This is a genomic window from Pseudoalteromonas sp. 2CM37A (assembly GCF_023161885.1).
Classification (GTDB): Bacteria; Pseudomonadota; Gammaproteobacteria; order Enterobacterales; family Alteromonadaceae; genus Pseudoalteromonas; species Pseudoalteromonas atlantica.
In genome coordinates this window covers 158,410-182,381 of sequence record NZ_JALNTJ010000003.1, presented here as the reverse complement: position 1 = coordinate 182,381, position 23,972 = coordinate 158,410, and the positions used below count along the sequence as shown (strand labels likewise).

At 35.9% G+C, this 23,972-nt stretch carries 22 protein-coding genes; 3 read left to right on the top strand and 19 right to left on the bottom strand.

Annotated features, from left to right (window positions below; genetic code table 11):
* Window positions 1-112: 112 nt before the first annotated feature.
* The 6 genes from MTF68_RS08210 to MTF68_RS08185 all read right to left on the bottom strand — a co-directional run bounded on the left by MTF68_RS08210 (window position 113) and on the right by MTF68_RS08185 (window position 6,357).
* Entirely contained in the window at window positions 113-1,375 is a 1,263-nt protein-coding gene (locus MTF68_RS08210; RefSeq protein WP_248462198.1) for a hypothetical protein, read from the bottom strand.
* Complete coding sequence (locus tag MTF68_RS08205; RefSeq protein ID WP_248462197.1) at window positions 1,376-2,320, bottom strand: Wzz/FepE/Etk N-terminal domain-containing protein; 945 nt, start codon at window positions 2,318-2,320, stop codon at window positions 1,376-1,378.
* Window positions 2,321-2,429: 109 nt separating this feature from the next.
* Window positions 2,430-3,482, bottom strand: coding sequence for a UDP-N-acetylglucosamine--undecaprenyl-phosphate N-acetylglucosaminephosphotransferase (gene wecA, locus MTF68_RS08200; RefSeq protein ID WP_248462196.1), 1,053 nt, complete (start codon window positions 3,480-3,482; stop codon window positions 2,430-2,432).
* A 527-nt stretch (window positions 3,483-4,009) separates the two neighbouring features.
* Window positions 4,010-4,303: a hypothetical protein gene (locus tag MTF68_RS08195; protein WP_248462195.1), complete on the bottom strand. Its 294-nt coding sequence runs from the start codon at window positions 4,301-4,303 to the stop codon at window positions 4,010-4,012.
* 28 nt (window positions 4,304-4,331) lie between these two features.
* Window positions 4,332-4,886: a hypothetical protein gene (locus MTF68_RS08190; protein WP_248462194.1), complete on the bottom strand. Its 555-nt coding sequence runs from the start codon at window positions 4,884-4,886 to the stop codon at window positions 4,332-4,334.
* Between the two features lie 322 nt (window positions 4,887-5,208).
* The gene (locus MTF68_RS08185) at window positions 5,209-6,357 is read right to left on the bottom strand and encodes a polysaccharide pyruvyl transferase family protein (RefSeq protein ID WP_248462193.1); all 1,149 of its coding nucleotides are present in this window, start codon (window positions 6,355-6,357) and stop codon (window positions 5,209-5,211) included.
* 117 nt (window positions 6,358-6,474) lie between these two features.
* On the opposite strand from MTF68_RS08185, the gene MTF68_RS08180 reads away from it, so the two are divergent.
* The 3 genes from MTF68_RS08180 to MTF68_RS08170 all read left to right on the top strand — a co-directional run bounded on the left by MTF68_RS08180 (window position 6,475) and on the right by MTF68_RS08170 (window position 10,746).
* Complete coding sequence (locus MTF68_RS08180; RefSeq protein WP_248462192.1) at window positions 6,475-7,782, top strand: flippase; 1,308 nt, start codon at window positions 6,475-6,477, stop codon at window positions 7,780-7,782.
* The gene (locus tag MTF68_RS08175; protein WP_248462191.1) at window positions 7,779-8,675 is read left to right on the top strand and encodes a sulfotransferase family 2 domain-containing protein; all 897 of its coding nucleotides are present in this window, start codon (window positions 7,779-7,781) and stop codon (window positions 8,673-8,675) included. Before MTF68_RS08180 ends, MTF68_RS08175 begins: the two co-directional genes overlap by 4 nt.
* A 214-nt stretch (window positions 8,676-8,889) precedes the next feature.
* A complete protein-coding gene (locus tag MTF68_RS08170; protein WP_248462190.1) occupies window positions 8,890-10,746 on the top strand; it encodes an acyltransferase family protein in 1,857 nt (618 codons plus the stop codon).
* Between the two features lie 772 nt (window positions 10,747-11,518).
* Here the strand turns inward: MTF68_RS08170 and MTF68_RS08165 are convergent.
* From MTF68_RS08165 to gspG, 13 genes are all read right to left on the bottom strand, one after another.
* Window positions 11,519-12,106 (bottom strand): hypothetical protein, encoded by a 588-nt coding sequence (locus MTF68_RS08165; RefSeq protein WP_248462189.1) that lies wholly within the window; start codon window positions 12,104-12,106, stop codon window positions 11,519-11,521.
* Between the two features lie 79 nt (window positions 12,107-12,185).
* Window positions 12,186-13,688, bottom strand: coding sequence for a hypothetical protein (locus tag MTF68_RS08160; RefSeq protein WP_248462188.1), 1,503 nt, complete (start codon window positions 13,686-13,688; stop codon window positions 12,186-12,188).
* A 426-nt stretch (window positions 13,689-14,114) separates the two neighbouring features.
* Complete coding sequence (locus MTF68_RS08155; RefSeq protein WP_248451591.1) at window positions 14,115-16,175, bottom strand: secretin N-terminal domain-containing protein; 2,061 nt, start codon at window positions 16,173-16,175, stop codon at window positions 14,115-14,117.
* Window positions 16,165-16,644, bottom strand: a complete 480-nt coding sequence (locus tag MTF68_RS08150; RefSeq protein WP_248462187.1) for a hypothetical protein — start codon at window positions 16,642-16,644, stop codon at window positions 16,165-16,167. The genes MTF68_RS08155 and MTF68_RS08150 overlap by 11 nt, the downstream gene beginning before the upstream one ends.
* Window positions 16,641-17,204, bottom strand: coding sequence for a hypothetical protein (locus MTF68_RS08145; protein WP_248462186.1), 564 nt, complete (start codon window positions 17,202-17,204; stop codon window positions 16,641-16,643). Before MTF68_RS08145 ends, MTF68_RS08150 begins: the two co-directional genes overlap by 4 nt.
* Window positions 17,194-18,303 carry a hypothetical protein gene (locus tag MTF68_RS08140; RefSeq protein ID WP_248462185.1) on the bottom strand — a complete coding sequence of 370 codons (1,110 nt, stop codon included), beginning with the start codon at window positions 18,301-18,303 and terminating at the stop codon, window positions 17,194-17,196. The genes MTF68_RS08145 and MTF68_RS08140 overlap by 11 nt, the downstream gene beginning before the upstream one ends.
* Before the next feature lies 1 nt (window position 18,304).
* Window positions 18,305-19,189, bottom strand: coding sequence for a type II secretion system protein GspK (locus MTF68_RS08135; protein ID WP_248451595.1), 885 nt, complete (start codon window positions 19,187-19,189; stop codon window positions 18,305-18,307).
* Complete coding sequence (locus tag MTF68_RS08130; RefSeq protein WP_248451597.1) at window positions 19,189-19,890, bottom strand: prepilin-type N-terminal cleavage/methylation domain-containing protein; 702 nt, start codon at window positions 19,888-19,890, stop codon at window positions 19,189-19,191. Before MTF68_RS08130 ends, MTF68_RS08135 begins: the two co-directional genes overlap by 1 nt.
* The gene (locus MTF68_RS08125; protein ID WP_248462184.1) at window positions 19,884-20,291 is read right to left on the bottom strand and encodes a prepilin-type N-terminal cleavage/methylation domain-containing protein; all 408 of its coding nucleotides are present in this window, start codon (window positions 20,289-20,291) and stop codon (window positions 19,884-19,886) included. The genes MTF68_RS08130 and MTF68_RS08125 overlap by 7 nt, the downstream gene beginning before the upstream one ends.
* On the bottom strand, window positions 20,278-20,688 hold the full coding sequence (locus MTF68_RS08120; RefSeq protein ID WP_248462183.1) for a prepilin-type N-terminal cleavage/methylation domain-containing protein: 411 nt from the start codon (window positions 20,686-20,688) through the stop codon (window positions 20,278-20,280). Before MTF68_RS08120 ends, MTF68_RS08125 begins: the two co-directional genes overlap by 14 nt.
* Window positions 20,672-21,871 carry a type II secretion system F family protein gene (locus MTF68_RS08115; protein ID WP_248462182.1) on the bottom strand — a complete coding sequence of 400 codons (1,200 nt, stop codon included), beginning with the start codon at window positions 21,869-21,871 and terminating at the stop codon, window positions 20,672-20,674. The genes MTF68_RS08120 and MTF68_RS08115 overlap by 17 nt, the downstream gene beginning before the upstream one ends.
* The gene (locus MTF68_RS08110; RefSeq protein ID WP_248462181.1) at window positions 21,871-23,529 is read right to left on the bottom strand and encodes a GspE/PulE family protein; all 1,659 of its coding nucleotides are present in this window, start codon (window positions 23,527-23,529) and stop codon (window positions 21,871-21,873) included. Before MTF68_RS08110 ends, MTF68_RS08115 begins: the two co-directional genes overlap by 1 nt.
* Entirely contained in the window at window positions 23,526-23,924 is a 399-nt protein-coding gene (gene gspG / locus MTF68_RS08105) for a type II secretion system major pseudopilin GspG (protein WP_348983618.1), read from the bottom strand. Before gspG ends, MTF68_RS08110 begins: the two co-directional genes overlap by 4 nt.
* Between the last annotated feature and the right edge of the window lie 48 nt (window positions 23,925-23,972).

Genomic DNA, 23,972 nt, shown 5'->3' with positions numbered 1-23,972 from the left:
AATAAAGCCAAATTGCATAAATTTATTTCACGTTAATGAACAAAGTAAGCTTTTCTACAAAATCGAATAGCGGAGTATTATACAACAAATAATGATAGCGCCACAAATTTGACTAGCTACTTTGATCTTTAATGTTTAAAGCCCCAAGCATAACCCCAACTAAAATACCTGCCGTACCTGACCCCCAAATATGCCCGCTTAATTGCGATAGCACTAAAAGGGTGAAACTTGCGAGTAAAATAAAAGGAGATAAAAAATTTATATTTTTAATTGTTTGTCTGTGTGCTTTAAAAAAAGTGTAGATGTAAAAACTTAAAACAGATAAAAACGTAAATATTCCATAAAAGTTGAATATATCAACTCCGTCTATCTCTGAAGTTGCAGAGCCGTCTGAACGCTTTAAGGATAACGCTTGACCTTGACCAAATAATTGCTCAAATAAACTGCTATGATGAACAACAGCATTAAAGCTGTCGGCAGCCATAATATCGCGTCCCGATAGTATAATCCCCAAGAATCCTGCTTTTTTATACAAAAAGACCATTCTGCCGTATAAACCTAAAGACTGTAGCAGCTCTACAACTAAAATTACGCCTACAACAATAATGATAATGACGGGCAAAAATATATTAATTTTTAGTAATGTGATGGAGTAAAGCTTTCGACGCTCATTTACTATTGGTACAAAAAATACAATTAACAAGGATGCTAAAATAGTCGTTTTAGTCGAAACAGTTAATCCGCATAAAACGGTAAATATGGAGAGTAATAAATACCATTTCTTACTCTTATAATTCCAGCACATATGAAGCATATAGGTAAATACGACTAAAAAAGCCCCACCTAATTCATTGCCAGCCATAATTAGCCCGGTCGAACCTGTTGTTTCTCCTTGACCAAAATCATAAGTGCTTTTGCCTAAACCCAACGCACCAATAATAAAGTTTATGCTTAAAATAACAAACCCATACTTTAAGATTTTATGGGTACTTGCTAATGCAAATTTGGGGTCGTTCTTATACCACTCTCGGTACAAGAAAAAGACACAAACGGGTGTCAAAACTTTTATCGCCGATGAAAAATCAATAATAAAAAAGTCTATTCGTGCATGTTCATAAAATTGATAAAGAGGGCCTGCGAAAATGAGGAAAATAAAAAAAAGTAAAATATTAAATTTAAATATATCCTGTTGGGCAATTAAGCCCAATATTAGAATTAGTAAAGGTACTTTATAAATAAGGGACGCTTTTATATCTATACCTAGGTATATGATAGAAAAACCCGAGAGCATATCTGTTAATAAGTACAGCGACATCATAGAAATGGCTAATTGAGACCAAAATTTGTGATAGCTCCCTATGGTAAGATCTCTCATTTAATTACCGTACAACTCGTCTCGCTTTTTGTTAATACCTAATATCAATGAAACTATGCATGCAAAAAAACCGCTAAAAATAAAACCAACAATACACAGTAGTGCCCTACTTGGTGCTGACTTTCCTTCAGGAACAATCACTTTACCAACAGTTTCAAACATGGTCTCATCTGTAGCTTGAGCTAATAAACTTGATTTGGTTTTTTCTGCAATCAAGTTATAAAATATTTCTTTTAATTCACTTAATTGCGTGTTTTGTGCTTTTTTAGAAAGTATTTCAATATACTTTTCACTTTCATTGATGGTTCTTTGCTGCCAAAAGTAATTGATATCTTTAACTAGTAGCTCCAACCATTCAGCGGCTAAATAAGGCGAGTAATATGTTAACGAAATTTTCACAATGCCCTTTTTAGACTCAAACTCAATATCAATATTTTTTTTAAGAAACTCATAAGCTTCCCAAGATGTTGGCTCAACAGCTTTACCTGGCGGCGCTTCTCTTACCCATACGCCATTTTCAACATCATAAAGCTCTGGGTTGTAGATTAATTGGTTGGTTTGTTCATCCCACTTTTCGGCGGCCATTAAAGGCGCCGTTAGGTTGTGGCGTTCTATAAAAGATTGCAAAAATGAACGTGACTTTAGCAACTCAATAGCCACTTCGGTTTTATTTTCACCGCCACCACCTAAACTCACACCAGCTAAGTTTGCGATACCACCAAACTGCCCTGCTAGTTTTGACAGTCCACCTGCAGAATCATCTGCTTTAGGCATATATATTCCCTTAGCTTCATATTCATTTGGTTTATTTATAGCGTAAAAAACAGTTGCTAAAGAGCAAATGATTGTAAACAAAATTATAAATAGTTTGTAGTTCCAGAGGATCTCGATTAGGTGAGATAACTTTATATCATCTGACTCATGAGCTTGATTTTGATCAGTCAAATTTATATCCATTTATTTAATTTTTAAGTATTGGGTGTATTTCGTAGCATATGTATTTAAGTACAATTACATGAAGCTGCACTTTAAATAGTCAAGCGGTAAGAAAGCGCTACTTTATATTTAAAAAGCGCCTAATTCTGACACTTATTCTCCATATTCTTAGCATAAAAAAATAATACAATACCGTGAGAAGAATAAAGGTATAAAACATGATGTATTCAGGCACGTTATAGGTATCACCTAACACACCGAACACTGCAAAAATCACCGAAATAAAGCAAATTACAGCTAAAGCCTGTCGGCTTGAAAAACCAAGACGCAAAAGTATATGATGCAAATGCTCTCGGTCAGGCTTAAAAGGTGATAAGCCCTTTTTTACACGCCTTAAAATAGTGGAGATTGCGTCAATAATAGGCACAGCAGCAAGCCAAAGCGCTGTTATTGGACTAAATGCACGTTCAGTTGACTGAGAGCCCTCTAATAGCAACCATACTACGGTGAAACCTATAACAGTACTGCCGGCGTCTCCCATAAAAATCTTAAAGCGCTGCCCTAAAGGAATGCCTAAATTCATTAAGATATAAGGGATAGTTGCCACAACAATAGCAGCACAAAACGCCATTAATTCGCTTTGCCCATTTAAATAAAACAAAACACCTAAAGAACTAAATGTGATTGTAGCTAATGCACCAAGTAAGCCATCAATACCATCAACCATGTTAAAGGCATTAATTGCCCCCACTACACAAATGACAGTCATAAAATAGCCAAAGTATGACAAATTAACATTTCCTCCGCCAAATATAGCGCCGACATTGGCAAGAAATAGCTCTCCAAACACCATCATTAAACCTGAAATCACAATCTGTAAAATCAAACGAAATCTGAAGCTTATATCATACAAATCGTCTAAAACACCGACAAAGAGCAGTACGCTTGCACAGCTTAAATACAGCATTGCAGATGATATTGTATTTGGGAAAATAAATAGATAAGAAAATACGACTATAAAAACAGCTAAGCCGCCAACAAGAGGAACAGAGCCATTATGATGCTTACGAGCATTAGGCTGATCGACTAAATTAATTAGAATTGCAAATTTTCGAAATGCGAAAAGGCTCATAAATGAGCAAATAAATAAAGCACAAGCTGTTAAAATCACAAAAAACAAACCTTAAACATCGTACGACTCCTGATTTTTCCTTAACGCCACTATAGATGCTTATAAAGTTAGCCATTTATTAAGCTATACCAACTTAAAATGTTCTAACAGTACATAAACTTCTCGTTTTCTACTCCATAGAGAACGCCTAAACGCAGTAAAATAAGCGTCGCAATAATATAAGAATTACCTCTATTATACAAGATTACATATACTTAAACTGCAAAACGTAAATATCATACGAGGCAGCACACAACATCTAACTAATGCGGCTTTGACGCTGCAGCTCAATTCGTATGTTATTTACAGCGTTCACCCATCATCCTAAATATTACTTTTTAGTCGAATAATTTTGAAACTTGGCACGTAATCAATCAATAATCTGTATAGCAGTACCAGCTTGGGCATCATAAAACTGGATGTATTTTAGTTGTATCCATTTTCGAACTTTTTAGTTTTGTAGTAACTGCCTACATTTTGCCATATTTTTTTAGGCTTTTAAAAGCCACCGCATCACAATAATTTTGCTATGCAAAAACACTTTGTAAATCGGGCGACATAAATACAGGCACTACTTGTTTAAAACAGCCATTAATAACTAGTGCCTCACCAGATATATAGCGACGACCTCTCGCAAAAAACGCTTCATAAAGCGTTACTTTATTATAATCGCAAAGATTTAGGCTATCGGTTTCAAGCTTAAAATCCTTGTACAAAGCGTCAAACTCGAACTCATAGAAATTGTTAAAATTACGCTTGAACTGTCTTGCAATAGGTCTATCTGCACTATTTTGCAGGTCATAACAATACCCATCTTGCATGTCACTTTGGCTTAAGATTAAGCGAGAATCAAGTCCCCCCCGACAGCGCAAGCGATCTTTTTTGCTTAGGTATAGATTCAATCAGTGACTTTATTTGGCTTGGTATTTGCTCAATCTGATTGCTGGTAGGTTTGATAAGATCATCCAAACTTTTCTTTGCAATAATTTCTCCATTTTGCAACGAGACAACACCGCCTGGCGGTATACAAACAACATCTTGATACTTGGTAGAAGTACCAAAGAGGTAGCGTCGTTTTTCTAAAATAGATTCATGCAAGTTAGAAGTAGTTAATGCAAAATTTTCTTTAATTGTTTGCAGTGTAGCTGAAATAACAACTTTACCTTGATGTTTATAAAGAAAATGAAGGCTTAGCCCCATTTTATCTATAAAAAAGTAATCATTTTTATCTAAAGTTAGAGCGTCCGAATAAACACCAAACTCGATACTTTCGATAGCCTGTAAACCTAACGCCTTAATATCATTCGACAAGTTTTCAAAATTATTAAGCTTGCCAGCATAAATGAACCAACCAGCAATCTGTATCGTGCCAGAAAAAAATAGATACTCAGATTTATGGACCACCGTAAGATTATCGCTTATCTTTGTTGAAAACAGAGACTCTTCAAAGGTTGATGAGATACTAGTGGACAAACATTAATGTAAAACCCTTTCATTTTTAATCCTGAACGTTTAAAAAAGGGCATGCATATTACAATGTCCACACAAAAAAGCGGAACTTAATATTGCAAGAATTTTTTTGTGTATAATAGCTTAATTACAAACACTCAAGACAAACCGCATAACGCTATAAACCATATACAAAGCTAGATATGTTTTAGGTTTGATGGATGTAAAAACCAAAAAAACCTAGCGAATATAATACCGCAGTGATATGAAACCCTATTTATTTTATTTCACTGAACACTTTTTCCCACATTTCCTTACTTTGCTGTTTATAAGTTACAGCTACCTTTTCTAATTCAAGCTTTTTGAACTCTAGATTATCTAAGCTACTTTCTAGTAATTGTTCAACGTCTTGTGTCGATATGCCTGAGGGCAGTAGTAGATCAGTCATTGCGTACTCTGAAAAAAGCTCTTGATATTTATGGCTCCAACCAGTAGCTATGCATGGGATTCCCTGCGACAAAGCACTTACACAGCCATGAAAACGTGAACTAATGATGAACTTACCACGCGCAATTATTGATTTAACTTGTATGGCCCCTTCTGGCTCTACTATTTGCACTTGTGTTGTTAAACTATTTGAAATTTCAGTGCATAGTTGTGCGTCATTCGCGCCACTGTGATTTAGGATTAGTACTTTTTCACCTAATGCGATGGCTTTATTAGCAAGAGAAGTTAAAGTAGCTATGTAATTATCACGCCACCATTGATCTTTATTTCTTTTACTTAGCATTTTAGAATTTGGAACTATAATTATGTAATCTTGGAAATGTGCAAATTCGTCACAAAGTGTAGGTTCTAGTAAATTAGTAAAATCAGGCGCTTGATGAACGTGTTTAGTATTTTCAAGTAATTCTGTGACGTGATTGAATGAAGGTATTTCACGCGCAAACACTAAACTTGCGTTAGAAAATGCTTTTTGAGCGTATTGCTTGTTTTTCTCTCGTGTGAATGGCCCTAACGACTGTGGCAAAAATATGTATTTTTTATTGTGTTTTTTTAGCCTAGCTACTTCATTAGCCACTTGGTGTATTATTACATCTGACCATTGATCTCCATAACTAAAGCCTGATGCATCGAGTACAACATTAACATCAGCTTCAGTAACAATACCAAAGCGATTTTTAAAGTAATGGCGAAGTTTCAGCGGCAAAAAGTAGAAGAGTTTATTAAAATCAAAAATATTTTTTCGTATATTTATTTTTTGATAAGCGCCTACCTTTGCTCTTTTTCTGTAAGGTGAGTATAAATTATGCGCTAAACAAATTTCGGCTTCAGGAACAGTTATAGCCAGTTGCTTTATGATTGCACAAAGCATTAACTCAGCCCCTTTGTTTACAAATTGAACGCCTTTAATTTCAATTAACATAATTTCCTTTTACCTAAAAGTTGCGAAGCATATACGGCAACCCTACTGCTTTCAACCTTTTATAGTCTTTTTTTATACGCTACAATAATCTGGCTTCAATTTAACTTCTGAGAAATCATGACTACCTCTTCAGGTGCAAAAAATAGTGCATTACTTATTCTAGAAAAATGTATTTTATTGGGTTTAAGCTTTTTAAATAGTGTACTTCTGGCACGTATAGCGGGTCCAGAAATATTTGGTCAATATACATACATATTATCGATGGCTGGGCTATTTTTACCTCTAAGTGTTATGGGGCTTAATAATATAGTTACTAAGTACATAGTAAAAAATCCTACTAACGCCCATTTCTATCTTAGAAGTGCGATTATTGTTCGCTTATTTGGTGCATTGCTTTCAATTATCTTAGGTATATTACTTATATTTTTTTTAAATAGTGAAAATAATATAAATATTCTTTTACTTATATTATTACAAAGCTTTAGTGCATTTTATGTAATTGAGTTTTATTTTTTAGGCAAACAACAAGTTAGTATACTTTTAAAAATCCGCCTACTAATTCTACTGATGTTAAATATTTTAAAATGTACTGCAATCTTAAACGGCGCACCTTTAAGTATACTAATTCTTTTGCAGGGGCTAGAGTATGTACTTATTGGTCTTAGTTACATATCGATTTATACCTTTGGGAAACACCATCACTTTATAAAGCGCGCAACCAATAAACAGAGCTACTTGGCACTTGCGCAAAAAGGAAAGTGGCTATTGTTTTCAGGAATTGCTGCGACTGTTTATCTAAAAATTGATCAAATCATGCTTGCCAATCTAATTGATAATCAAGCGGTAGCTTACTATGCTGCAGCAGCTAAATTATCTGAAGTATGGTATGTATTCCCTGTTTTAATTGCGAACGTATTTACGGCTCAGCTAAGCAAATTACGATTCAATAGTTACCCAAAATATCAGCAACTTTTACAACAGTTAATAAGCTTACTCGTTTTAAGTGCATTAGCACTGAGCATCTCTACATATTTTGTAGCGCCAATTATAATTAAATTAATATATGGTCAGGCGTACCAATCAAGCGCAGCAATACTCAGCATCCATATATTTGCAAGTATATTTATTTTTCAAAGAGCTGTTTTATCTAAATGGTTAATTATTGAAAAATTGTATAAATACAGCTTAATTTCAAGTCTATCTGGAGCTGCTGTTAATATTACGCTAAACGCTATTTTAATCCCGCACTATAGCGGTGTAGGCGCAGCCTGGGCAACAGTGATTTCGTACATGGTTGCTAGTTATGGTTTTTTGTTTTTTCAGCCAAAGACAAGGCGCTACGCCCTAATACTGCACCAGTCTATGATAAACTCCCCTGCAATTGTTAAATCATTATTACATCAACGATGTGCGAACAAAAAATGACTACATTCTTTAAAAAAAATATAAAACAGCTTATCAATAACCTAGGTTACGATATAAAGCTGCATCGCATAGGTAAATCACAGCAAGATCAACCAGGTTTTGTATTTATACACATACCTAAGTCAGGTGGCATTTCTATTGATTTAGCCATGCGCGAGCAGTTTGCAAAAGCGGGACAGCCAAGATTCAGCCGCGAAGGTGCAATTGAAATGAGCTTAGCTACTTTCAATCAAAAGGTTAATGATTTAGATAGTATTGCTAAATTTAGCGATCATCACGCGAAACAGTTAAGTGGGCTGCTAGCCTATTACCTATCCCAAGATTGGCAATATATAAGCGGCCACGTATGCAGTAATAAATATTTACTTGAGCAATACGGGCAACAAAAGAATTTTGTTACGGTTCTAAGAGAGCCTATATCAAGATTCATATCTAACTATATATATAATAAGTTAACCAACCCACTTCCTTTAATGGCCCCTAATAATATTAACTCTGACAATCTAATTGGCGAAGTAGATAGAATTTTAGAACATCGTAGAGGTTGGCAAATGGCTAATGTAATCAGTATGTGTATTACAGGGCGCTTTGCTAAAGATGAAACTGATGCGACTTACATGCAAACAGAGTTTTTAAATAATCTTGAAAAATTTAAAGTTGTAGGCTTTTTAGATGATTTAAATGGGTTTAGTGAACAAGTCAAAACAATCTCTAAAAAAGAGATTCTGATTGGCAATCACAATACAACAGATAGCTTTTTAGATGAGAAAAAACAGGAAGTAAAAAGCACCCTGCAAACGTATTTTAATGAGCCAAAAATAAAACAAAAAATCGAGCATTTGTGTCGTTTTGATACGCAAAATTATTTACGCGCAGAAGATAAGTACAAATAACCCTTAAGTAAGATCATCGCATGTTCTACTATTTTATTTCTGTATTAGTTGTGTAGTAATACTATTGATTTAAGGTCGTTAGTTGTGCAAAGAAAACCCTATAAATACCTGTTACATACTTCGTATATTATTGTTTTAAAATATTTATAAGGCAATTTAATGTTATTGCCTAATCGTTAGCTTGTATAATCTGGCTTCTTCAAATTAGATAAAGGTGGTTGTTTTGCAGTTTAGGAAAGATATAAATGGACTTAGGGCTTTAGCTGTTATCGCCGTTGTTTTGTACCATTTTAATGAATCTTGGATGTCTGGCGGGTTTGCCGGTGTTGATGTCTTTTTTGTTATTTCTGGTTTTTTAATGACCGCTATAATATTTAAAGGAATAGAGCAGCAAACTTTTTCTATTATTAAGTTTTATAAAGCCCGTGCAAATAGAATAATTCCACCGTTGGCCGTGCTATGTATAGCGCTATTAATTTTTGCTTGGTTTTTTGAGCTTAACTATTCTTTTTCCACTATTTCTAAACATATAATTTCTTCGTTAGGCTTTGTTTCAAATATAACCTATTGGAAAGAGTCTGGTTACTTTGACGCTGTATCCCATGAAAAGTGGCTATTACATTCGTGGTCACTCTCTGTCGAATGGCAATTTTATATACTTTACCCCTTAGTATTAGTTGCAATGAAAAAATTCATGCCTGTAAAAGTAATGAAAGCAAGTATTTTAGTTGCTACGGTTTTAAGCTTTATTTTATGCATTATTGCATCTAACAAATGGCCTACTGCTGCTTATTATTTATTGCCAGCAAGAGCGTGGGAAATGATGCTCGGTGGGTTAGCTTTTCTATACCCTTTGCAATTAAAGGTTGAGCGCAAGAAACTACTAGAATATTTTGGTTTATTGTTGGTGATCAGCAGTTACGTTTTGGTTTCAAAAGAAAGTATTTGGCCCGGTTACTTGGCATTGTTCCCTGCCCTTGGGACGTTTTTTATTATTATTGCTCATCGTGATGATAGCCGATTAATGAATAACGCTGTATTTCAAAAACTAGGTACATGGTCTTACTCTATTTATTTATGGCATTGGCCTTTAGTTGTTTTTATGAATGGCTATTTAATTTATAACACCAAAAATATTCTTTTATTGATACTGTTATCACTTTTGTTAGGTATGATCTCTTATAAATTAATAGAAAAGAAAATATCTGGCTACACCACTGCTGTATTACTGCTAACTACTTTAGGCGCTGCTTTTACCGTTAATATATATGATGGTAGCTTTGACCTGCGGGCAAAATCTCAAGGTCCAGACAATCAGTTTATAGAAACCTACAAAAATTATGAAATGGATCCCTCCGGTTTATTTTTAAAATGTAATGCTTCATACCGGATTCTTAAGACTAAAAAGCCCAACGTTGGAAATGATTGTATCAGCTCAGAGCAAGGTGGTATTTTTCTGTGGGGAGATTCACATATAGGATCAATTTCAACCGGTTTAAGAAAGTCTCTTGGGGATAGTATGCCCTTTAACCTGTTAACCTCCTCAGGTTGCGCTCCTTCTTTTGTACACCGCAAGAATGGCTTTGACCGCCATGATGTTGGTTGTGATTACTCTAACGATTTAGCATATCAGGTTGTTTTAGATAATAAACCTGAGATTGTAGTATTGGGACAACGAGGTTGGCACGAAAAAAACGATTGGGGAAATACAATTAAACAATTACATTCAATGGGTGTATTAAAAGTTGTAATAATAGGTCCTTTACCGCAATGGAAGCCTTCATTACCCGCCATTTATTTACAAAGGCATAAGGGTGAAGTCTTTATTTCAGACCCTAACTTTGATAAGAAAATTTTAAAAAGTAACGCTTATTTAAATGAGTTCCATGCGCAAAACAAAAACTTTATCTTCATAGATATGCTAAAAAACTTATGCTCTTACCGAGAGAGCAAACTTAACTGTAGAGCTAAAATCGATGATACATTGATAACATTTGACTATGGGCATTTAACAGTTGAGGGTTCTAACTTTGTAGCCGAAAATTACATTTACCCTAAAATTATCAATTAAAATCAGCCAGTTAAACTTTCAACCTTTATATACTATAAACTAAGGCGTTACTTAATGATTTGAGCAACGCCAATTTTCTAATTTATACCAATCCACTTAATTGAGTGATCTATTTTGAGGCTGGAAAAGCATGTTGATAATTAGGGGACGCAGGCCTTTACAGGTTAAAACTCGTTCAATCCAGGGCAATTAAATCGCGGCGCTAGGTTTGTAACCTAGTGGGCTCGATAACTGCTCCTGCGTTATTCTAGTGACTTACATCCTTGTAAGAATAAGTAAAAACCGAGCAAAGCTTTCGCGTCCCGCTCACGCCCCTTACCTACGTCATAGAAATAACCTAGAGGGCTGCGCATGTTTGGCATTTATGCTGCGTTATCGCCCATTTATGGGGAATAACCATACTACATAGACCCCGTATTGTTCAAAAACCAAACACAACACTGTAAATGCAACCATCATAGTTCAACACGCCCTAGGCAAAAAAGTTGCTATTTAGTTGTTCTCGGCAATTGCTACTGCATTGCTCTACCTTCTGTATCCATGCAGTCGTAAATGAGAATTTTTTAACGCGGTAGCGACGCGTTTAGCTCATAAAAATGATTAAATAACCTGAACTCTGGATAATAAATCTATCTCTAGCAGCTATTTTAAGTGCTAATTGCGTTGAATTTACTTGCAATAGGCTAAATAAAATATGCTAAAAACCTCGTAGCCAGAGTTTAGGTTAAGTATTATTACGATTGGTATTACTTGCTATATAAGACAGTAAAAACTAAAGGCTAAATGAATTAATAAGTTGCTGGTAATCAGATTTAATCTCACTTTCTACTTTTTCATTTCCGCTCACTGAAAAAGTGATTACTTGATTATTTTTTTTATCAAGTACTGCTAGGTTATGAATAATCTGCTTATTTCCACCTATATCACCTGTAAAGGTATACTCAAAATTGGGGTATTGACCCTTATAGGCAGCATCATCAGTGCCTACTTTAGTAAATTTTAAGTCTTTAAAGCCATGCTGCATCATGCCTTGTACTGCAGTATTAATAAAACCTTTCCATTCTTCTTGTGAGCCTGTGTACTGCTGACCTACCAAATGTTGGCATATCACATTACTCGCAATGTTGGCGCCTCTGTGTGTACGTACAGCAATATATTGCTTAAGCTTTAGCTCAACGCCTTGAGAAACATTCATGGTTTGTTCTTTTACTTGCGGGTCTGTATTAAAACTCACATCAAATTTGCAGCTATTGTCGCTGCTACTTGCTGATAATACTTTTGCATTTGACGCTTGTACATAAGCAGCATTCAAGTTTGCAAATGCTAGCGCACATAATAATAAACTTGTTTTTAATTTCATGGTTTCACCTTTTAAACACAAATACGAAAGACAAAAAACCCGGCCTAAGCCGGGTTTTTAACATATTGACTAAGCAATATTATTTTTGTTGTGAGCTAGATACTTCAGTACGACCTTGGTCGTTTTGGCTAACTGCGTATACGCCAACATCATTTTTGAATGCATCAAGGTTGAATGTAAGGCTTAACTTAGTAGATTGACCACCAAGACCAAATAACTCATCCATGTACTTCATAGATAGTTTTTCAACAGTGTCTGGGCGAAGGTTGAAGCCTAAGTCCATTGGACCGTACTCAACACCGTTGTTATCGATAGCAGTTACGATAACATCAACTTCACGATCGATTTCGTTTGCGAAGTGGATGAATGAGTTAGTGCTAGGTGCATTAATTGGCATGTATGGTACGTTTACGATAGTCGCATCAATAGTCCATTTACCTGCATCAACATCATTGTATAGTGGGTAACCACCAGTTGGGATAGCTTTTAAGTTGTTATCAGCATTGTAAAGTGTAACAGTTGCTTTAACATCACCAGTTACTGGGATTTCAGATGCTTGACGAGCATCAGGGTTAGCAGTGTCGTCTTCATTAGTAAATACTAATTGCTCATCAGCAGCAAGCTTAGTACCTTCAGCACCTGCAGCTGTAGCATAACGCATATCTACAGCAATTGTTTTACCTGCATCGTTAGTTACAAACGGCGCTCTAGCACCTAAAGTTCTGCCTACTGCTGGAACACTTACGTAATCGATAGCAGGACGAGAAATACCGTTAAAATCTTCAACGCCGTCAAAGTTACCAGTAAACTCTACTTTAATATCTGCACCTAAAAGTGCTAGACCCATAGTCTCGTCATTAGTAAGAGTGTACTCTAGCTCATCAGATTCAATTGAAGTAAAGTTAGTTTCTGACCAGTCAGTTTGATCAGTACGGCTGATGATACCGTCTAATTTTTCATCAATTTTAAAGCTAAACTGAGAAACTTCTTTAGCAAGCTCGCCAACACCAGTTTCGATTACTGAACCATCTGGCTTCTTCGAGATGTAGTTGATGTTCGATACACCAGCAATTGTAACTTCATCTTTAGATGGGCCAGCTGTAACAACATTACCCTGATCATCACGCTCTGCATCTAGTTGGTGTGCACCTAAAGTTACACGGAATGCTGAGTTTGCTGTAAGTGGGTTACCAAGGTTTACTTTGAAGCTAATTGCATCAGTTTCGCCTTTAGTTTGGTCACGATCAAAAACTTTTACGTCATCGAACGTGAAGCTACCAGTACCGTAGTTAAATGCTACGTCACCAGCATAAGCTGTACCGCCACCAACTGTTTGAATTACATCACCACCAAGTAAGTCGTTTACATCAACGTTTTTGTCGAAGTTAATAGTGATTACAGATGCTGATGGGTGATCTTTATCTACAACAACATCAAACACTACAGTTTGTTCTGTTGGGATAACGCCTAGTGCTGCACCTTCTTTAGAAAGGTTTAGTGCTTCGCTAGAAATAGTTGCAGCTTGTGCACCCATTGTACCCATGATAGCTGTTGCTAAAAGTGCTTTTTTGAATAATTTCATTTTGTTTCCGTTCTCCATAGTTCCATGAAACAGATGTATAACAAAGTTTGCAATACATCGAGATTTTATTGTTCTGACAGCAGGTTGCCAGATCAATGCAAATTTAAGGGCTTATTCAGGTTATGTCAAGTAAATTACCTAATATAGTGAATATTTTATGATTAAAATTAATACATAACATTAACCGCTTACTTACAAAAATAAAGCAGCAAATATATGTATTAAACCCTTATTTAAACTGTACAAATAGCCTAGCAGCTGCTCGTTTATATTAAACCAACGCCTTGTGACTATTTCATTACAGAATTCTTTTTAGCTACTCCATAATAAGTAGATATTCGCCTATTGAATATACACTTAAATGTGTAGTTTTTAATTTAAAAGCTAAAAGCCCAATACTCACTAAAATTGAGGTAGAGTAAAAAATTAAAAAGAAATATTTTCTAAACCTTTAAGAAAACTCCCTTTAACACGCTCCCAATCTTCGCTATTTTGGACAATTTTAGGCGTTACTAAAATTACTAATTCAGTTTTGTCTGAGCTACTTGTATCTGATCTAAACAAATGCCCAAACAATGGTAAGTCCCCAAAAAATGGTACTGACGACGCACCGTTAGATTTATTTTCGCTGATAAGGCCACCCAACATAACAGTTTGCCCATTCCCGGCTACAACCTCTGTACTTAACGTTCGTTCAAAAATTGATGGATTGCCAGCAACGCCTGAGCCATCTGTTGAAACATTAGAAATATTTTGTGAAATAGACATAATAACCGTGCCTTGCGCATTTATAGTTGGTGTTACCGTTAGATCAACACCTGTTTTTCTATAAGTTACTTCCGTGGTTTGACGATCACCGCTTATTGGATCGGTTGTAGTACTTCCTACCGTAGGTATATCATCACCCACACTTATATTTGCAGCCACACCATCACGCACAAGTAATGTAGGGCGAGATAACACATTAACAAGACCATCTGTCTGTGAAAGATTTACGCTAATATTCCCCGGCAAGCCTACAATTGAGTAGTTAAAGCCTTCTTCACCGTCAAAGCTAAAGCTTTCTGTACGACTAGACGCTTTTCCGCTCTCAATAGCAAATTGAACACCTTTAGAGAAAGCGCCAGTCAGTTTTACCTCAGCAATAACGACCTCCATCATTACTTGTTTAGGCATAATATCGAGCTGACGAATGATTGGCTGTAACTCTTGAAAGTGCTGCCCCGTGGAGTAAAAAATAAGGGCGTTAGCTCTGCTATCAACCACTAGGCGAACATTATCGCCTTCTATTGTTTGAACGCTATTGGCTTCGCCTCTATTACTATTAACAGTACTCGCGCTAGATGTTTCTGAGTTAGTAGATGAGACTCTAGGTGAGCTTGAGGTACTCCCCCCTAGCAAAGGTGCTAAGCTCTCACCTAAATCTGATGCTCTGGCATAGCGCGGATTGTAAATATAAAAACTTTGCTCTGCCCCTGCAACAGGTTTATCTAGTTGCTTTAACCAAAATGTAACTCGGTCAATAACTTCATCGCTACTAGCAAACACAACCACTTTACCTAAATGTTCTAGTGGTACAAATTTAACATTGGTTGAGCGTAACCCACCTTTAGAAACACTAATACCTTCTTGGGCAAGTATTTCTGATACTTTTTCGGTAAACGTTTCTGAATTTATGTATTCAAAGCTAAGAAGCGCGCTTGATTTGTTATACATAAATGGGCTGTCGAGTAAACCAATCAATGATAAAGATCGAATAACTTGTTCGCGCAAACCAACTATAGTTAGTAAGCCTTGGGATGCATCATAGTTTGTTTTTGCGTCAACTAGTTGGTTTATGATACTTCGTAAGCCTGCCTTCATATCATAAAGGATAGGAACAAGTTGGACAATTTCACCTGAAACGTTAGGTACAGAGTCTTCTGTTCTACCAAAACCAAATGCTTTATCCGTTTTAGTATTTGCGTTGTTAGTATGCAAAAAGAAAATACGATCATTTTTTACAATGTTAATATTATTCTGAGAAAGGATTTGTTGAGCCAGTAAAAATAGCTCTTTTGCAGGTATTTCTTGTTTTAGGTCCAAAGTTACAGGTGTAGCATTAGCTTTAACACTCGCTTCAAGTAGATATGAAACGTCTAGCAGCTCACCAAAGATATAATGAATAAAATCATTAAGTGGTAAAGCATTAACGGATACTTGAAAAGTTTTATTACTCTTTATGCTGTCAGATAAATCTAATTCTAAAGTTAAGCCTTGCTTAGTGCCCGATAAACGCGTCAGATACTCAACATTATTACCTTCGTGTTTATTTTCCGCCTTATTAACTTCCTCAGCTTGAACCTTAGCTTGTGGTTCATCAAGATAAGATGCGTTTACGGTGACACGCTCGGCCTGAACATGCGATTTAGGCTCCAACAATGCACAGCTAGTTAGCCCTAGCATTAACGGAAGTATAATTGTTGTTTTAAATAATCTATTCGACATGGTCACTACGTTCAAAAAGTTTAAATTTTATTAGTTCATCACCTTGAGATAAGGTAATAGCGGAAGCAGTTATTGCTTGAAGAACGACCCCTTCAGAAAGAGCCGCTCCTTCTTGTAACTCGATTAATTCTGAATTAACCGCTTTTAATAATACAAAGGGGTGTTTATCTTTTTTAAAAATCCCTAGTAACTGATAATTTTTTTCACCAATAGTAATTGTTGGATATGGTGGTTTATCAACCTTGTTATTTTTTGCTGCTTCTGGGGCCGGTTTTTTCTCTTCTTGCTCTTGCAAATAAGCCAACCATTCTTTTTCAACAGGTAAAATTTCCTGCTCTTTTACAGGGTTAATACTTTGTGAGGAAGTATACTTATGCTTTTTATCAGAAGAAGAATGCGCTGATAGCGAAAGACCGTCGAATAAAAGATATACCGTTAATAAGCATAAGAAGCCAATAAACCACTTCATAATGCAACCTCTTTTATGTTTTGCCACATTACTAAATTTATTTGAATAACCATATTGTTTCTTTTACTACCAGATACTTCTCTGCCGCCAAGAGAGTACTCAGAAATATTAATCACGGGTTTTTGGTGTTCAAATGTTCGTATAGCTTTTAATGCACACTCTGCATTGCCTTTATACCTTGCCTCTAATGTCCAACGAATTAGGCTTTGTTCTACTTTTGAACGACTTTTCCACCCTATGCTATCAATGTTGCAATTTGCATCAGATAATACTGATTCAACTTTTCCTTGTGCTAAAAGCTTAAACTCAGATTCCGAACTTGCAGGAAATAAATATGGTTGAAGCTGCAATAACTTAGAAGAGATTAATTTATCTTGTTCATCTATCTGCTCTTTGACTGAAAGCAAACCTGCAATTTTGTCTGCTTTTTTTTCCATTAACTGGATTTTACTCTGGGTATCAAGCCCATGCTGCCACAGTGGCTCTAAAATAAATTGGGTTATTATAAGAGCCAGAATAAGCAACAAGTAATGCTGGTATTTTATTATTTCATTTTTCATTGGTTGTCGCTAACTTTAACGTCATTACAAAGTAGTCTCTTTTTCCTGATTTTCTTACAGGGCCATTAAATTGCGCACTCGATAACTCTGGTAACTCACTTATTGCAGATAATACCGTTGACGCAGAATTAGCAAAGCCTCGTATCATTATTTCATTAGCGCCGCCTTTAAATTGCTGTATTTCCATACCGGCATTGATTGCCTCATATGCAATTTGAAAGTGACTTAGTACTCTTGGCACGCTTGTTAGTTCATTAGATACATCTGATACGTATCTGTTGGTTTCATCAATATGCTTTTGTTTGGCTAACAAAGTGGAGATTTGTTGATTTTTAGCACTAAGCTTTTCTTCTAAAGTATTATGCTGCAACATAAAGTAGCCATTCATAATCAAAATGAAGAGTGTTGCAGTAATCATTGGAGCCCAATAAATCGCGTGCAACATATTTAGGTTTACGCTTTTTGTGAAGTCGCTAGAGATTAACTTATTAAGCTTTGATAGAGGATAGTTTTTTAACGTGCTCAGTAACGCTTTACTATACTGGCTACTTTCTAATTGAACCCTTTTGGCATTATCAGATAAACCTACACTGAGAGAGAAAATATCTAGTGAGGAAACTAAACCTCTTTTATACGTGCTACGTGCTTTACCTTCAGCTTGCGCATAAAATAATACCCCCGCTGGCGTATTTAGTTCCATAGCGATACTTTCGCGCTCGTAACTATGTGCTATTAAATCAGTTTCGGGGATTAAAAAACTTTGCGAGAACCTCGTTGATATGAACTCATTGAACTCAATAGTTTTGACATCAAAGCCTTCTTGCTGCTCATTTTTCGAGTAGTTTGTTTTAGTTATTTTATTCTGTTTGTTGCTATTTTGAAGTTTTAATAACTCTTTCAATTCTTTTAACGAGATAGAAGGGTATGTTTGCCATGTCTCTGTATAATACTGCCTGGCAACTATAATAACTTTTGGTGTGTTCTGTATCTCAGAAAAGCCTTTATCTGTTAGTGAAAAAAGTGTTTCGTGGAAGTATGCAACATGGTGATTAAGCCAATCCTTAGATTTCAATTGTTGAATTAAATTATAACTTTTCATATTAATTCCATACTACATTCGTAATTACGACTGGACGAGTTAATGAACGGGCTCTCAGCTTAACAGTAAAGGTTTTTGTGGTTTTTTGTTGCTGATTTTTGGCTGTGAGGGTGATTCTGAGGTTATCACCAGTTAGAAAGCTTAGAAACTCATCTGAATCAATCCCTGTTTCATTGTAAAATACATGTCCATTAAGTTGCTTATTATTACGCAGTTCAATAAGTTTAGCTACCTTTGTATCGTTTTTAATGAAAGACTTTAGTATTTGCTCAGGAGAATGCGCAGGGTTAAAGCCGTTAACATTAGCAACTGTGAAATACTTATACCAATCTTCCTCGGGCAGTATGTCATGGTTTTTTATATAAAAAACTTCTTCAACAGATTGTAACAATCCATTTCTTGGGCCTGTTAGTCCCATTTTTTCGTAATAGGCGCGCTCTGCACCGTTATATTTTATATTATCGTCCTTATCAATCCAATCGGTTAATGAGGCTATAAATTGTTCGCTTAGATTTTTGTCCACTCCATATTGCACAAAAAAATCGTCTAAGGTTGACTTATTCACTTCGTTTAAACTAATTAAGCCATTTAAGTCTTGGATTTGCACACTAACATTGTCTAACGTAAAAGGCTTATTGTGAAAATTCCATTGTCTAACAATCTCATTTTCACTTTGTAAGTTTTTAATTCTAAACTCACTAAGTAAAGTATGAAGAATTTTTGATTCTGCATTTTCAATTTCAATTCTTTGATCTAAAGCTATTTTGATAGCGTCGGTAATAGCTACCTGGTCTTTGCTCGACTGTAATATGTAGATTCCTAAAATACTTAATATCATCGCAATAATAAGTACCTGTATTAATGCAATCCCGCGCTGTAGAAACATTAGACTTCTTCTTGTAGATAGTCGGCTAAAACACTGGAAGCTTGCGTAGGAAGTGAAATTAAAAATCTACTTTGCTCTCCTTCTTTAGCTTTTATATTAATGTATACGCTCACTGGCAGTACTCTTCGCTCTTCCATAATATGTTGTTGATAAAAGCTTGGAGCCCCTTTTCTTTCGTCTTCATCGCCAATTATGTTGGTAAATACTTCTTGCAGGTTTTTCCAGCCATAATACTCAAATGATATATTTTGTAAGTTTTCGAGAAGTATTATTTGATGCTGCCATCTAATAGTATCTGATTGATTTAATAATAAATTACCTCTCATTGACGCTTCATTATAGGCAAGTGAATATGTATTTTCGTTTTGTAATATTTTAAACTCTACAACAGACGTTTCTTTAGTAAATAAAGGTGAAGTAGTAACAAATATCACTCGATTTTGGTCCCCCGAAAAATACTGTGCTGGTTCATTATTATCAGAGTTAACAATATATGGGAAAGTGGATTCAAAAACCCGAGAAATAGCATCAAATGCTAAAGTTTGCTGAGTTTGTTGCCAATAAAATTGAGTTCGCTTTTGCCACTTATCAGTAAATAGGCCATACCCATAATAGCCAGCAAACAGCACTAACATAAGCAAGGTCATTGCAAGCATTAACTCTATTAGTGTAAATCCTTTTTGTCCCTTTTTATTTACCATGTTGAAACCTCAAATGAAAAGCTTCTTTGTTTATCTCTTTGCTTGGCTGTGACTTGAACATCATATATGGAAAAACGAGGCTCGGGCGTATAGTCATCAAGCTCGCTGAAGGCAATTCGCTTAAAGGAGGTGCGATTCGCTTTCCATTCGTAACTAATATTAAAGAGTGTCATTGCGCCCTCTGCAACTTGAATATTTTTGCCGTTAACCTTTTCGCGTAGACTCGCTTTAATGGCACTAATTGCTGAGGTCGAAGTTTGGTAGTATTGCGAGTTTGAAACAGCTTTAGATGATGAAAGCATTGCGCTTTTAAAAATATCACTTATTAATGCTAAAGCCGAAAATAAAATAATTGCAGCAATAAGCACTTCTATTAATGTAAATCCTTTATCTTTGCTCATAGGGCTTAAACATTCCAATTATTTCATGCTCTTGTTCATTGCCATTTACGACTATTTTAAAATATTTAGGAAACACTGTTGAGCGTGTAGAAACCAGAAAACTAATATTTTGAAAGTGTAACTCTTTAAAATTAATGACTTTTGTTACACCATTAATTTCAATCGTTAAGGCGTTATCGTGTGTTTTTACGTGTATTGGATACCCTTGATAATAGGCTTTATAAGCCAGCATTTTAAAAATATGCTGAGTTTTTTCTATTTCGACCAATCGTTGTTGTTGGTTTACATTTTTGTTTAGTAAGGCTCCAGTCAGTCCCATTAACGTTGCTACAATGGCCATTACAACCATCAACTCGATTAGTGAGAAGCCTTTTTGTTTACTAAAAAGGGACATCATTTATAGAAACCATACTCATTAACATGGTTATCACTATGCCACCGACAAAGCCCCCCATAAAAATCAACATAATAGGTTCTAGCATAGTTGTTAATTTTTTTATAACGCTTTCAAGGTCAGCTTTACTGCGCTGGGCTATTTCAGAAAACACACGCGGTAAACGTCCAGTTTCCTCTCCAACTTTAATTATGGATAAAAAAAAGTCAGGAAAAATTCTTGTTTTAGCAAGTACTGCACTTAATAACTTACCAGACTTCAATTGCTTTAAAGCAAGCCTGGCATCACGTTTTAATTCTGGATGTTTGAGAGTATTCGCTGTCAATTCTAGTGTCGTATCTAGTTGTAGCCCAGCCTCCAGCATCATAGCCATCGACTGAGCAAACCGTATTCTTTCTGCCGTGAGTATAACTTTACCGATGCCAGGTAAGTGAGAAACCTTAACATAGAACCAATTTTTTACGTTCGGGCGCTTTAAAGCATACGCTAATCCAGTTATTACAGAAATGACACCTGAAATAATAATCACTTGATAATCAACAAAAAAGTTACTTACGTTAATGATCATTTGCGTGTACCAAGGTGCTTGGCTTAAGTCAGTAAAAATACCTGACATTTTTGGTACAATGAATGTAAGCACAAAATACACAGCCATGATACAAACAAAAAATATTACGCTTGGGTATGTAAGCGCTGTACTTATCTGACTGCGTAAGTCTTTTTGAAACTTTAAATCATTAGATAACCTATTCAATACCTCAGGTAAATTCCCTGAACTTTCACCTATTTTAAGTAAGTTGATGTATAAAGGCCCAAATAGATCTTCGTGCTCTGAAAATGCATCACTCAATGAAGCACCTTTTTTAAGTGCTGACGAGATTTGACTGAGTAAACGACTCAAAGCAGGGTGAGCATTGGCCTGTTTAATAATATCTATACCACGGTCTACTCTTATTCCACTTTCTAATAATAGTGATAGCTCGCTGGTAAAAAACTCTAGCTGATCCAGTGTGACCTTTTGCCCAAATAAACTAGCTAAACTGTTTTCTTTTGCTATCGCATTTATAGATAAAGCATTTAACCCCTGTTCTAGAAGCTTTGAATAAGCATCAGATTTACTATTAGCAGAAATAGCCCCTTGGTGCCTTGCCCCTTGACTATCTATAGCTTTGTATTCAAATTCCATTAGCCTGCTACTCTGAGAACTTCATCTATCGTTGTAACGCCGGTTATTACTTTATACAAACCATCTTGCATCAAATTACGACGCTTTAATTTCTGGTTATGTTCTTTGGCTTTACTTATAAATTGATCGTTTTTAGGTATTTGCTTTATTGTATCATCACAACTTAGATATTCATTTATTGCTATTCGGCCCTTAAAGCCAGTGTGATTACACTGTTCACAACCTACTGGTTGTTTAATATTTATCTCAATACCTGCATTAAGTGCAACTTCCTCTATAGGGTACTTATCAAATAGCGTTTGAGCTCCCTCAAGAGGAGTAGCGCAGTGCTGACATAACCTTCGGGCTAGACGCTGAGCAACTACCGACACTAACGCTGCATTTAACAAAAACTCTTCTACACCTAAATCTAATAATCGAGTATATGCACTAGCCGCATCATTCGTATGTACTGTACTAAATACAAGGTGACCTGTAAGAGCTGACTGAAGAGCTATACGTGCTGTTTCAGCGTCACGAATTTCACCCACCATTATTATGTCTGGGTCTTGGCGTACTATTGAGCGTAAACCTGCCGCGAAGTTAAATCCAATCTCATTATTTACTTGAACTTGGTTTACTCCCTCTAGTTGGTATTCTACAGGGTCTTCTAAGGTTATGATCTTTACATTTGGGCGATTTAGTTCATTTAAAAAAGTATATAACGTTGTCGTTTTACCTGAACCAGTTGGTCCTGTAAGTAAAATCACCCCTGTGGTTTTTTTTAAATCTTCTTGTATTAAATGCTGTGTGTCATTAGATAGTCCTAAAACCGACATGTCATAGCGTATTGATTCTTTGAGTAGGAAACGCAGAACAATACTTTCTCCATCATTTAAGGGAAGTGCCGAAACACGTATATCAAGCTCTTGGTTTGCTATCCGCATTTCTATTTTACCATCTTGTGGACGCCGCTTTTCAGCTATATCCATCCCTGATAGTATTTTTAATCGCGTGGTTATTGGCAATTGCATTTTGGGAGCTAACTTATCTACCTCATGCAAAACTCCATCTATTCGATAACGTACCCTAAAGTGCCCCTTATGTGGCTCTAGGTGCATATCAGACGCACCACGAGCTAATGCTTTAGTAATTAAAGAATTAAGTAAATTTACAGTCGGCGCTTCTGAGGCTAGCTCTCTTAATCTAGCCTCCTCGTCTCCGGTAAGCTCATCATCATCTATATTTGATTCTGTATGACTCTGAATTTCATAGAAGTAGGTCTGTAATTGTGACTCTGTAGCGACAAATATTTCAAAGTTAGTATCATATCGTTGAAGGTATTGCGCTAAATTTAAAGATAAAGGGTCTTTACATGCTAGCAACCAAACACCGTCAACTTCACCTATAAGTAAACAATCCAATGCTTTGAACTCTTGCAATGTAGAAAGCTCAGTGAAGTCAGGTAGTTGCCAGCTAGGGTATTTATCAGGTACGAACAGGGGATACCCTAAAAGCTGGCTATATAGTGGTGCTAAATCCTCTTCAGTTAAGCAACCCATATTTACCAAAATTTGCTCTAACCTACCGTCATATCGATTCTGGTAGGATTTCGCCTTATCCAAGTCAGCTTGTGTTATCTTAAACTGAGATGTTAATAGTTGCGCCAAATCTATCATTTGTGGACGATATCCGCACTTTCATCTGTACCACCTGGCTCACCACCCAGACCATAGCTCATAATGGTATAAAGTGAATCATTATCTCCTGGCGCTTTGTAAACGTAACTATTGCCCCAAGGATCTAGAGGAATGTCTTTAGGTAAATAAGGGCCGTCCCAATTTGGCTCATCGCTTTTTCTAAGCGCATCCAGCGTAGGTGGCACTGTCCCCATATCTAAACGGTAAGTATCTATTGCAGTTTCAAACATTTGCATTTGGGCAATTGCTGTTTTAATTTTAGACGAACTAACCTTGGAAAATAGTTTAGGTGCTATCAACGAACCTAATAAACCTAAGATAATTAGTACAATCATTAGCTCCATCAAGCTAAATCCCTTATTTTTTTTCATCATATACTCCATTAATTTTCATTGTTCTAAAAGCGTGAACTTAATTATCAA